We start from the raw sequence: 12,034 nt of genomic DNA, 5'->3' as shown, positions 1-12,034 counted from the left end.
TCACAGCTTCTCCGTCCAGTGGCCGACCGTCCACGGCGCCAGTCGCTCAGGGGCGAGGTCGAGTCCCGTGCCCGGTCCTTCCGGCACTGCGAGCAATCCGTTTGAGTCGAGTGCCGGAGGCGGACAGAGATCGAGCAGCGGATTGGCCATCGCGTCATACTCCATAAACGGGTAGGGCGCAGGGCCGCCGCCGCGCCGCGGTTCGATCACGGCTGCCATCTGCATCGAGGCATGGAAATTGACGGTTGTGCCGAAGACATGCGGCATCACCGGCAGATCATAGGCGCGCGCCAGCGCGGCAATCTCGCGAAACCCGCTGTAGCCACCACAGACGGCGAGATCAGGTTGCAGGACGGAGAAGGTTCCGGCGGCAAGGAAATCACGAAATGCGCGGGCGTTGCCGAGCGCCTCGCCGCCCGCGATCGCGACGGGAACGGCGCGGGCGACCGTCTGATAGCCTGGAATGTCCTCAGGCTGCACCGGCTCCTCGATCCAGAGCAACTCGGCGTCTTCCATGTGCTGGGCTGACTGGATCGCCGCGCGTGCGGTGTAACCCTGATTGATGTCGACCATCAGCGCCACCTCCGGTCCGGCGAGACGGCGCAACTGCCGGGCCATGACGCCATCGGCGCGCGGCGAGAATCCGCCCCGTGGCTTGATCGCGCGAAAGTTTCTCTTCAGGTAGCCGTCCGCCTCACGCTCGAACTCGCGATAGGGGTCGGTGCGCTCCCGGAAGAAGGGGCCGCTTGCATAGGCGAACAGCCTGTCGCGGACGGCGCCGCCGAGCAGCGAGGCGACGCTGATCCCGTACATCCGCGCTGCAAGATCATGCAGCGCCATGTCGAGCGCTGAGATCGCCATCATGCCTGCACCGCGTCGATCGTAGCCGAGCACGGACGTCATCGCCTGATAATGGCGGCCGAAATCCGCCGGCGATTTGCCGAGCACAAGCCCGGCGAGCCGCGTGCGGATGAAAGTGCCGGCGGCATGCGGAGAGTTGCCTGCTTCACCCCAGCCGCTGACGCCGGCATCGGTGACGACCTGCACCAGCAGCGCTTCGCGCTTGCGGAAGAACGTCAGCGCATTGCCGAGCGGCTCTTTCAGCAGAAAACTAAGGTCGAAGCCGCGGATTTCGATGATCTTCATGGTGATGCAATTTCTGATGGGTGGTCCTTGCGAGAGTCCGTTCGAATCGTATCACGGCGCCGCACCGCGGAAAGGCCTTTCAACCGATCGGCACGATAATTTGCTTCAAATGGTCGGGCGAGCGCGCAAACTGCAGGCGCGTCGGCGTGACGCTCCGCCATCGTCGGCTGGTGAGTGATCGCACGGAAATTTGTGCACCTGGATGGAAACTTGGCTTTCGGATGCGCGTTCTCGCCGCGGTCGGTTGGCTTGAGACGAGACGACCTTAACGATACGGGGTGCTGATCCAAGCTCGACGTGGCCGCAGATGGGTGTCGGCTCGTATCATGCTTGTGAGAACAACAGCTGTCCGGGAGCCGCTGAAGGTCAGTGGACGCTGGGACTTAAACGAGTCGGTGATCGCCGACACGATCGTTCAACGCGACGCTGTCCTGTTCGTCTGGGGAGATTTCCAAGGAAGCCTGACCATCGAGCGCGGCGCTCAGGTCTTCATAGAAGGCTTCATCGACGGAAAAGTCACCAATAAAGGCGGACGCCTTGTCGTTCACGACAAGCGAGTTACGGATCTCACCATAGCTGGTCCGCCGGAAGCGGAAGCTGGTGGCACGCTGAAGATCAACTTGTCCGCGATTGCCGCCAATTGGCGCGCCTTGGCAAAATGCACATTGGCTGAGTGCGCTGCCGTGGTCAAAGCTGACGCTTACGGCTGTGGCATCGATCCGGTCGTCGCCGCATTGGCTAATTGCGGCTGCCGGACCTTTTTTGTCTCGAGCCTGGCAGAGGCCAAACGCGTTCGAGCGGTGGCGGCCCACTCAACCATTTATGTGCTTAACGGATTCTATCCCGACACCGGGCCGGTTTTTGCAGAGATCGACGCAAGACCGGTTATCAGCACGTTGATCGAATTGGCTGAATGGGATGCATTTGTATCATCGAGCGGATGGGCGGGGCGCTTTGCGCTCTACGCCGACACGGGTACCGGACGTGGTGTCTCGATCGACGAAGCGATTGCTCTTGCGAGCAGGACTCATGCGAAGACCCACGGAATAGCCCTGCTGATAAGTGGTCTCGACGACGGCAAGGCACCCCATCACCCGCAGCATGACCGCCAGGTGGCGGTCTTCAGAGACCTGTCGCGGCATTATGTGGGCGTGCCAGCATCACTTGCTAACTCATTCGGAATCTTTTGCGGTTCGAAGACGCATTTTGATCTCGTGCGAGCCGGCGCGGCTCTCTACGGGATCAACCCGATGCTCGATGCGCGCAATCCGATGTTGCCTGTGATCGAACTCCAGGGCCGGATCGCGCAAGTGCGCAACATAGAGCGGGGCGAAACGATCGCCGGCATCGGATGGACCGCGAAGCGGCGGTCTTGCATAGCGCTGGTCGCGGTTGGTTATGCCGATGGCTATCCGGCTATTGTGAGCGGATCCGTTAAGACTCCGCAGGCGGTTATCGAGCACAAAATGTGCCCGATCCTGGGACGCGTTTCGATGGACCTTATAGCCGTCGACATAACCGATCTTCCGAATCCGGCGACGGCGCGTCGCGGCGGGATGGTCACGCTCATTGGCGAGCAGATCAGCATCGATGATCTCGCGGCAGTCGCCAAGTCGACCGGATACGAAGTGCTCAGTCGTTTAGGGCACCGCTTTCATCGCATCTATCGTGCAAGCTGATGAGGTCAACACGTCCGTACCACAAGTGGAAGAAGAGGAAGACAAACATGCTCGAGAGACTGAGAGGCGACATGCCAAAAGACCAGATCAAGGATCCGGCGCCATTTGCGACCAAGGTGGCCGGGACGGTACAACAGCTCCAATCGTCCGCGACCGCACAGCCGGCGGAAACTCCCGCGCCGGCGAATGCTTACTCAGCAATTCACTCCGACACGACGATAACCGGCAAGGTTCGCACGAGCGGCGTCATCAAGATCTCCGGCCGTATCGAAGGTGAGCTCAACGCTGAATCGGCGGAGATTTGCGAAGGCGCGCAAATCGACGGCACGATCATCGCGCGCGAGCTGACCATCCGTGGTCGCGTCAAGGGCACGATCCATGCCATGCGCGTCCGCCTGCTCAGCACAGCGGTGGTCGAAGGCGATATCTTCCATCGAACGTTGTCGATTGAAGAGGAAGCTCTGTTCGAGGGAACGTCGAAGCGGCAGGAGAACCCAACGGAGGTTTCCTCGAACCTGCAGGCGGAACGCAAGCTTCCCCATCACGACTCGCAATCGATTGCGCCGATGGATGCGATCGGGACGCCCGAAACGATGTCAAAGAACTAGTCGGCGGTTGCCATCGCGCTCGCGGAAGAACGTCAGCGCACGGTCGGACGGCTCGACGACGCTCGCGTCGAAGCCGCGGATCTCTGCGATTTTGTCATGACGCATCTATACGGATAACGCGTCGTCCCTGCGAAAGCAGGGACCCGTGCGCCGTGACGGCGTGGTTCGCCAGGATCTCACATCTCAATCCAGCCGGATGTTTGCCTTGTCGATCACGCCTTTCAGCTTGGCCATGTCCTTGACGATGAAATCGCGAAAGGCATCCTTCTTGATGCCGACCATCAGGTTGGCGCCGTTGTCATCGGCGTACTTCTGGATGCTCGGCTCCTTCAGCATCTCCTCGAACGCATTGGCGAGCTTGTCGATCGCTTCCGGCGGCGTGCCGGTGGGTGCGAGCGCCGATGACCACGCCGTCAGCCATACGCCCGGGTAGCCTTGCTCCTCGACGGTCGCTACATCGGGCAGGTGCTTCAGACGCTTGCGCCCGGTGATACCGATCGGAATGAGCTTGCCATCCTTGATCAGCGGCGTGACAACGACCGAGTAATCGAGCACAAGATCGATCTGACTGCCCATCAGGTCGGTGATCTGCTGGGCCGACCCCTTATAGGGTACGACGGTCACCTTCATGCCTGCCGCCTGCTGCAGCATTTCCATGAACAGGTGCGAGCCGGACCCCATGCCGGTCGTGCTGTAATTCAGCTTCTCAGGATTAGCTTTCGCATAGTCCACCAACTCCTTGATCGATTTGAATTTCGAATCCGGTCTGACCACCATGATCATCGGCGATTCCGATAGGCCATGGACCGGGATGAAATCCTTCAGCGGATCGAAGGAGAGCTTCTTGTAGAGCGAGGGGTAGGAGCCAAACGGCCCGCTGGTGCCGTTGAGGAGGGTGTAGCCGTCAGGCTTGGCCCGCGCCACGTTCTCGGTGCCGATAATGCCGCCGGCACCGGGCTTGTTGTCGATCACGAGTTGCTGGCCGAGCTTCTCGCTCAGAACCTTCGCGTAGGTGCGCGAGCCAATGTCGGTGACGCTGCCCGGCGTTCCGGTGACGACCCACGTGATCGGCCGGTTCGGATAATCTTGCGCTGCAGCATTACCGGACGATAATGCAATCAGAAACGCAGCGGCAACGCTCAGACACGCGGTGCGGCCTCCCATGATCTACCTCCCATCTGCACTTGTCTCGTTTCTTGTTTGTGACCAGTTCCTTAAGAGGGACGGTCCGACTCGGATGGTAGTTCAGAGCCGCTAATGGCAACAGATGAATGCGTGCGTCATTTGCGTATTGGCCCTGTGCGGCGATTGCGTAACATGCCGCGGCCCGGAACGACGGTTATGACGGCGTTCGGACTTGCAGAAAGATACGAGACGTTTCAATGAGCCACGACGTGCTGCCAGTTCGCCCGTTCGAGCACCCCGGTGCGGGACGCAGGCGAGCCAAGTCCACGCCCAAGGGGCGTCAGATCGATCCGGCGGCCACTCAAGAGATCGAGCGCCTGCTCGGCGATCGGCCACGCCGCCGCGATCTCCTGATCGAGCATCTGCACCTGATCCAGGACAAGTATCATCAGATTTCAGCCGTACACCTCGCAGCTCTCGCCGACGAGATGAAGCTGTCGTTTGCTGAAGTCTTCGAGACGGCGACCTTCTACGCGCACTTTGACGTGGTGAAGGAAGGGGAGGCCGACATCGCGCCTCTGACCATTCGCATCTGCGATTCGCTGACTTGCGCGATGCTGGGAGCGAACGAACTGCTGCGTCAGCTCGAGGGCAGCGCCGGCCCCGGAATTCGCGTGGTGCGGGCGCCTTGCGTCGGTCGCTGCGACACCGCGCCGGTGGCCGAAATTGGACATCGCTTTGTTGACCAGGCGACTGAAGCGAGTGTGCTTGCGGCGGCGAGGGGCGGTGGCAACCTCGATCTGCCTGACTATGTCGACTACGACGCCTATGTCGCAGGTGGCGGCTATGCGCTGCTCGGGCGTGTGCGTTCGGGCGATCTGCCCAAGGCAGAACTCCTGAAGGAGCTGGATGATGCATCGTTGCGCGGGCTGGGCGGCGCAGGCTTTCCGACGGGACGAAAGTGGCGTGCGGTGCTCGGCGAGCCCGGACCGCGACTGATGGCGGTCAATGCCGATGAAGGAGAGCCTGGAACGTTCAAGGACCGCTGGTACCTCGACCGCGATCCGCATCGCTTTCTCGAAGGGATGCTGATCGGCGCCCATGTGGTGGAGGCATCGGACGTTTACATCTACCTCCGCGATGAATATCCGGCCTCGCGCGAAATTCTCGAACGTGAGATTGCGAAGCTTCCGGCTGGCGGTCCGGCGTTGCACATGCGCCGCGGCGCCGGCGCCTACATCTGTGGTGAGGAGTCCGCGCTGCTGGAAAGCATCGAAGGCAAACGCGGCTTGCCGCGGCGCAAGCCGCCTTATCCGTTCCAGGCCGGATTGTTTGGGCTACCGACACTGATCAACAACGTCGAGACCCTGTGGTGGGTGCGCGACATCGTTGAAAAAGGCGCGGACTGGTGGAAGGCCCATGGCCGCCATGGTCGCCAAGGCCTCCGCAGCTATTCGGTGTCAGGCCGGGTCAAGCATCCCGGTGTGAAGCTGGCGCCGGCCGGGATCACCGTGCGCGAACTGATCGACGACTTTTGCGGCGGCATGGCCGACGGCCATACCTTTTACGCCTACCTGCCGGGAGGCGCGTCCGGTGGCATCCTTCCAGCATCGATGGACGACATTCCGCTCGATTTCGGCACGCTGGAGAAATACGGCTGCTTCATCGGCTCGGCCGCCGTCATCATCATGTCCGAGCAGGACAGCGTGAAGGACGCCGCGCTCAATCTGATGCGCTTCTTCGAGGACGAGAGCTGCGGCCAGTGCACGCCTTGCCGGGTCGGCACGCAGAAAGCGGTCCTGCTGATGGAAAAGCGTGTCTGGAACCGGGAGTTGCTTGTTGAGCTGAGCCAGGTGATGCGGGATGCGTCGATCTGTGGCCTCGGCCAGGCGGCCGCCAATCCTGTGACAGCCGTCATGACGTATTTTCCGGAGCAGTTCATGCCCCACGAGGCCGCGGAATGACGAAGATCCGCTTCGAGCTCGACGGCAAAACGGTCGAGGCCGACGTCGCCGAGACCATCTGGCAGGTCGCCAAACGCCTGGGCACCGACATTCCGCATCTGTGTTTTTCGCCGGAGCCGGACTATCGACCCGACGGCAATTGCCGCGCCTGCATGGTCGAGATCGAAGGCGAGCGTGTGCTGGCGGCCTCCTGCAAGCGGACGCCGACGGTCGGCATGAAAGTGAGGTCGGCGAGCGCGCGGGCCGTCGCCGCGCAGAAAATGGTGTTCGAACTGTTGGTGGCCGATCAGCCGGCGCGCGAAACCTCGCATGACCCGTGCTCGAAGTTCTGGACCTGGGCGGAGAAGGTCGACGTCACCGAAAGCCGTTTCCCGGCCGCCGAGCGTTGGCCAGGCGACACCAGCCATCCGGCCATGAGTGTCAATCTCGACGCGTGCATTCAGTGCGGCCTCTGCGTGCGCGCCTGCCGCGAGGTCCAGGTCAACGACGTAATCGGCATGGCCTATCGCAATCATGCGTCCAAGGTGGTGTTCGATTTCGACGATCCCATGGGTGAATCGACCTGCGTTGCTTGCGGTGAATGCGTGCAGGCTTGCCCAACCGGCGCGCTGATGCCGGCGGTGATGCTCGATGAGAGGCAGCAGCGCGTCACCTATGCCGACAGGACGACGGACTCGCTGTGCCCGTTCTGCGGCGTGGGCTGTCAGGTCACCTATCAGGTGAAGGACGAGAAGATCATTTACGCCGAGGGCCGTGACGGTCCCGCCAATCACAATCGGCTTTGCGTCAAGGGACGCTTTGGCTTCGACTATATCCATCACCCGCATCGTCTCACGAAGCCGCTGATCAGGCTTCCGAATGCGAAGAAGGATGCCAACGATCAGGTAGATCCGGCCAACCCCTTCACGCATTTCCGCGAGGCCTCGTGGGAGGAGGCGCTGGACGTCGCGGCCAAAGGCCTCGCCAGGATTCGCGACGAGATGGGCGCGAAAGCACTTGCCGGCTTCGGCTCGGCCAAGGGATCCAACGAGGAAGCCTACCTGTTCCAGAAGCTGGTGCGCACGGGCTTCGGCTCCAACAACGTCGATCACTGCACGCGGCTGTGCCATGCGTCGTCAGTCGCGGCCCTGATGGAGGGGCTCAATTCCGGCGCGGTCTCCGCGCCGTTCGCCGCTGCCATGGACGCGGAAGTCATCATCGTCATCGGTGCCAATCCGGCCCTGAACCACCCGGTCGCCGCGACATTCATCAAGAATGCGGTCAAGCACGGCGCCAGGCTGGTCGTCATGGATCCGCGCCGGCAGCCGTTGTCGCGGCATGCCGTCAGGCATCTTGCATTCAAGCCCGGCAGCGACGTCGCGATGCTCAATGCGATGCTTCACACGATCATCACCGAGGGCCTGACGGATCAGCAATACATCGCCGGCTACACCGAGGGCTTCGACGACCTCACGGAGCGCATCAAGGAGTTCCCGCCAGAGAAGATGGCGCCGATCTGCGGTATTCCGGCCGATACGCTGCGTGAGGTCGCGCGGATGTATGCGCTCTCGCGCGCCTCGATCATCTTCTGGGGCATGGGCATCAGTCAGCATGTCCATGGCACCGACAACGCCCGCTGCCTGATCGCGCTGGCGCTCGTTACCGGGCAGATCGGCCGGCCTGGGACCGGGCTGCATCCGCTGCGGGGCCAGAACAACGTGCAGGGCGCGTCCGATGCGGGCCTTATCCCGATGTTCCTGCCTGACTACCAGCCGGTCGGCCGCACGGATCTGCGCGAGCCGTTCGAGAAGCTCTGGCATCATGACCTCGACGCCGTCCGCGGCCTCACCGTGGTCGAGATCATGAACGCGATCTATGCGGGTGAAATCAGCGGCATGTACATCGAGGGCGAAAACCCCGCGATGTCGGATCCGGACCTGCAGCATGCCCGGCAGGCCCTGGCGAAGCTCGATCACCTTGTGGTGCAGGATCTGTTCGTCACTGAAACGGCATTCCATGCCGACGTGATCCTGCCGGCGTCCGCGTTCGCCGAAAAATCCGGCAGCTTCACCAACACCGATCGCCGCGTGCAGCTCGCGCGCGAGGTGATCAAACCGCCCGGCGATGCGCGGCAGGATCTGTGGATCATCCAGGAAATCGCCAGGCGCATGGGACTGGACTGGAGCTATGCCGGTCCGGCCGACGTGTTCGCCGAGATGACGCAGGTGATGCCGTCGTTGAAGAACATCACCTGGGAGCGGCTGGAGCGCGAAGGAGCAGTGACCTATCCGGCCGACGATCCGCATCGACCCGGCAACGAAATCATCTTCACCAAGGGCTTCCCGACCGCGAACGGCCGCGGCAAGATCGTGCCGGCGCATGTCCTTCCGCCGGACGAGCTGCCCGACGAGGACTATCCGATGGTGCTGTCCACCGGCCGTGTGCTGGAACACTGGCACACCGGTTCGATGACGCGCCGCTCCCAGGTGCTCGACCAGATCGAGCCGGAAGCGGTGGCCTTCATGTCGCCGAAGGACATGCGGCGATTGAACCTGTGGCCCGGCGACTTCATTCGGCTGGCGACGCGTCGCGGCGCGATCGAGGTGAAGGTTCGTTCCGATCGTGATGTTCCCGAGAACATGGTGTTCATGCCGTTTTGCTATGCGGAAGCCGCCGCGAATCTGCTCACTAATCCGGCACTCGATCCATTCGGCAAGATTCCGGAGTTCAAGTTCTGCGCCGTGCGCGCGGAGTCGCCGTCCTGAACGGTGAACGGCTGCGATCTTTTGCCCTGCGCCGCGCCTCTCGCGGCGCGCAAATCCTCCCAATGGCCCGGGTGACAGGTAAGGAGCGCGGCATATAATCAGCCTCCAATGGCCGCCGGACGGCCGGATCAGACATCACTCGGGAGGGTCTTCCATGACCAATCGCGGCAAATTCGTCATCGCGCTGCTCGCGGCGACGGCTCTTGCAACGGCTGCAGCCGATGCGCGCCAGCTGAAATGGGCGCGCTCGGGCGACTCGCTGACCCTCGATCCGCACGCGCAGAACGAAGGTCCGACCCATGCGCTTGCACATCATATTTACGAGCCGCTGCTGCACCGCGACACGCAAGGCAAGGAGGTGCCGGCGCTCGCCACCTCGTGGAAAATCACTGACGATCCAAACGTATGGGAGTTCAAGCTTCGCCCGAACGTGAAGTACCACAACGGCAATGCCTTCAATGCCGACGACGTGGTGTTTTCGCTGGATCGCGCACGTCAACCGACCTCCGACATGAAGGGATTGCTGACCTCGATCGATACGGTGAGCAAGGTCGACGATCTCACCGTTCACATCAAAACCAAAGGTCCGAACCCGCTGCTGCCGAACAATCTCGGCGACCTGTTCATCATGGACAAGGAGTGGTCGGAGCAGAACAACGTCCAGAAGCCGCAGGATTTCAAGAACAAGGAAGAAAACTTCGCTGTCCGCAATGCGAACGGAACCGGGCCGTTCCAGCTCGTTTCGCGCGAGCCGGACGTCAGAACCGTGATGAAACGCAACGACAGCTACTGGGGCATCGGTCAGGTGCCGCTGCAAGTCACCGAGCTGCTCTATATCCCGATCAAGGCGGATGCGACGCGCCTCGCGGCGCTGCTCTCGGGCGAGGTGGATTTCGTGCAGGACGTGCCGGTGCAGGACATCGAGCGCCTGAAGGCTCAAAAGAACCTGCAGGTTAATGTGGGACCTGAGAACCGCACGATCTTCTTCGGCATGGACGTCGCGTCGGCCGACCTGAAGGGTGATAGCGTCGAGGGCAAGAACCCGTTCGCCGACAAGAAAGTGCGCCAGGCGATGAACATAACGCTGAACCGGCAGGCAATTCAGCGCATCGCCATGCGCGGGCAGTCGGTGCCGACCGGCATCATCATGCCGCCGTTCGTGAACGGCTGGACCAAGGAGTTGGACGCGGCGCCGTCAGGCGACGTCAATGCGGCCAAGAAGCTGCTGGCCGATGCCGGCTATCCGAACGGTTTCAACGTCACGCTGCATTGCCCGAACGACCGCTACGTCAATGACGAAGCGATCTGCCAGGCTGCAGTCGGCATGTGGGGCCAGATCGGTGTGAAGGTGAGCCTCGTTTCGCAGTCGAAGGCGATCCACTTCCCGCTGATCCAGAAGAATCCGCCGGAGACCGAGTTCTATATGGTCGGATGGGGCGTGCCGACGTTCGATTCCGAGTACATCTTCTCGTTCATGTACCATACCCGTGCCGACAAGTACGGCAGCTGGAACGCCACGCGCTACTCCAACCCGGAGGCGGACAAGATGATCGAGCAGCTATCGAGCGAGATCGACAAGGGCAAGCGCGACGCCACGATCGCGAAGCTCTGGGCGCTGTTCAAGGATGAGACGCTCTACCTGCCGGTCCACCACCAGACACTGGCTTACGCCATGAAGGCCGGTCTCGACATTCCCGTGGACGTCTCGAACCAGCCGAAGCTGAAATACGTGTCGTTCAAGACCAACTGATCGCATCGACGGACTGCGGGAGGGCATCAGCTCTCCCGCAGGCGCTTCGTGATGATCGCACACCTCCTTCGCAGCTTGTTGCAAGGCATCCTCGTCATCCTGGCGGTGGGCCTCATCGCCTTTTCCATGTTTCGTTTTGTTGGCGATCCGATCGCCAGCCTGGCCGGCCAGGAATCGACCGACGCAGATCGGGCCGAACTCACCGAGCGGCTCGGATTGAACGATCCGTTCCCGGTCCAGTTCGGACGCTTTCTTGCGCATGCGGCGTCCGGCGACTTCGGCATTTCCTACCGGCAGGCGCGGCCGGTGGCCGACCTCCTGGCCGAACGGTTGCCGGCGACGCTCGAGCTCGCAGTGCTGTCGGCGCTGTTCGCCTTTGTCGTCGGCATCGCCCTCGGCGTCTATGCGGCGATCAACCGGCGCGGGGTGATAGCAAACGGCGTGATGGTTCTCTCCCTGATCGGTGTGTCGCTGCCCACGTTCCTGATCGGCATCGGCCTGATCTACCTGTTCGCGGTCGAGTTGCGGTGGCTGCCCTCGTTCGGCCGTGGCGACGTCGTCCACATCGGCTGGTGGACCACGGGTCTCCTGACGGATACCGGGCGCAAATCACTGGTGCTTCCGGTGCTCACGCTCGGCTTCTTTCAGCTTACGTTGATCATGCGGCTGGTTCGCGCGGAGATGCTCGAGACCATGCGAACGGACTATGTCCGCTTTGCCCGGGCGCGCGGTATTCCTGAGCGGCGCATCCAGTTCCGCCACGCGCTGCGCAACACCATGGTTCCGGTCGTGACGATCGTCGGCCTGCAACTCGGCTCGGTGATCGCTTTTGCCATCGTCACAGAAACCGTATTCCAGTGGCCGGGGCTCGGCGCATTGTTCGTGAACGCGGTCCAGTTCGTCGATATCCCGGTGATGGCGGCGTACCTGATGTTCGTCGCGTTTGTATTCGCGGCGGTGAACTTCCTGACCGACTTCGTCTACCTGCTGATCGATCCGCGGCTGCGGCACTAACTGA

The 12,034-nt window shown here is 61.9% G+C and carries 8 protein-coding genes; 6 read left to right on the top strand and 2 right to left on the bottom strand.

Annotated elements, in window-relative coordinates:
• Positions 1-1,146 carry a mandelate racemase/muconate lactonizing enzyme family protein gene (locus RCO31_RS24920; protein WP_308971274.1) on the bottom strand — a complete coding sequence of 382 codons (1,146 nt, stop codon included), beginning with the start codon at positions 1,144-1,146 and terminating at the stop codon, positions 1-3.
• A gap of 326 nt (positions 1,147-1,472) precedes the next feature.
• Between RCO31_RS24920 and alr the strand changes: the two genes are divergently transcribed.
• A complete protein-coding gene (alr, locus tag RCO31_RS24915; RefSeq protein WP_308971273.1) occupies positions 1,473-2,825 on the top strand; it encodes an alanine racemase in 1,353 nt (450 codons plus the stop codon).
• Between the two features lie 47 nt (positions 2,826-2,872).
• Positions 2,873-3,433 carry a polymer-forming cytoskeletal protein gene (locus RCO31_RS24910; protein WP_308971272.1) on the top strand — a complete coding sequence of 187 codons (561 nt, stop codon included), beginning with the start codon at positions 2,873-2,875 and terminating at the stop codon, positions 3,431-3,433.
• Between the two features lie 183 nt (positions 3,434-3,616).
• Here RCO31_RS24910 and RCO31_RS24905 read toward each other — a convergent pair whose 3' ends face one another.
• A complete protein-coding gene (locus tag RCO31_RS24905) occupies positions 3,617-4,597 on the bottom strand; it encodes a tripartite tricarboxylate transporter substrate binding protein (RefSeq protein ID WP_308971271.1) in 981 nt (326 codons plus the stop codon).
• 218 nt (positions 4,598-4,815) lie between these two features.
• On the opposite strand from RCO31_RS24905, the gene RCO31_RS24900 reads away from it, so the two are divergent.
• The 4 genes from RCO31_RS24900 to RCO31_RS24885 all read left to right on the top strand — a co-directional run bounded on the left by RCO31_RS24900 (position 4,816) and on the right by RCO31_RS24885 (position 12,030).
• Positions 4,816-6,522: an NADH-ubiquinone oxidoreductase-F iron-sulfur binding region domain-containing protein gene (locus RCO31_RS24900; protein WP_308971270.1), complete on the top strand. Its 1,707-nt coding sequence runs from the start codon at positions 4,816-4,818 to the stop codon at positions 6,520-6,522.
• Positions 6,519-9,266 carry a formate dehydrogenase subunit alpha gene (gene fdhF, locus RCO31_RS24895; protein WP_308971269.1) on the top strand — a complete coding sequence of 916 codons (2,748 nt, stop codon included), beginning with the start codon at positions 6,519-6,521 and terminating at the stop codon, positions 9,264-9,266. Before RCO31_RS24900 ends, fdhF begins: the two co-directional genes overlap by 4 nt.
• A gap of 154 nt (positions 9,267-9,420) precedes the next feature.
• The gene (locus tag RCO31_RS24890; RefSeq protein ID WP_308971268.1) at positions 9,421-11,016 is read left to right on the top strand and encodes an ABC transporter substrate-binding protein; all 1,596 of its coding nucleotides are present in this window, start codon (positions 9,421-9,423) and stop codon (positions 11,014-11,016) included.
• Between the two features lie 51 nt (positions 11,017-11,067).
• Entirely contained in the window at positions 11,068-12,030 is a 963-nt protein-coding gene (locus RCO31_RS24885) for an ABC transporter permease (RefSeq protein WP_308971267.1), read from the top strand.
• Positions 12,031-12,034: the final 4 nt, after the last annotated feature.

Source organism: Bradyrhizobium sp. LHD-71 (genome assembly GCF_031157255.1).
GTDB lineage: Bacteria > Pseudomonadota > Alphaproteobacteria > Rhizobiales > Xanthobacteraceae > P52-10.
This window is presented reverse-complemented; position numbering and strand designations above follow the sequence as displayed.

Bases quoted from the DNA above. Each gene is read 5' to 3' on its own strand.
- RCO31_RS24920 (WP_308971274.1), bottom strand. From the start codon at position 1,146: ATGAAGATCATCGAAATCCGCGGCTTCGACCTTAGTTTTCTGCTGAAA.
- alr (WP_308971273.1), top strand. From the start codon at position 1,473: ATGCTTGTGAGAACAACAGCTGTCCGGGAGCCGCTGAAGGTCAGTGGA.
- RCO31_RS24910 (WP_308971272.1), top strand. From the start codon at position 2,873: ATGCTCGAGAGACTGAGAGGCGACATGCCAAAAGACCAGATCAAGGAT.
- RCO31_RS24905 (WP_308971271.1), bottom strand. From the start codon at position 4,597: ATGGGAGGCCGCACCGCGTGTCTGAGCGTTGCCGCTGCGTTTCTGATT.
- RCO31_RS24900 (WP_308971270.1), top strand. From the start codon at position 4,816: ATGAGCCACGACGTGCTGCCAGTTCGCCCGTTCGAGCACCCCGGTGCG.
- fdhF (WP_308971269.1), top strand. From the start codon at position 6,519: ATGACGAAGATCCGCTTCGAGCTCGACGGCAAAACGGTCGAGGCCGAC.
- RCO31_RS24890 (WP_308971268.1), top strand. From the start codon at position 9,421: ATGACCAATCGCGGCAAATTCGTCATCGCGCTGCTCGCGGCGACGGCT.
- RCO31_RS24885 (WP_308971267.1), top strand. From the start codon at position 11,068: ATGATCGCACACCTCCTTCGCAGCTTGTTGCAAGGCATCCTCGTCATC.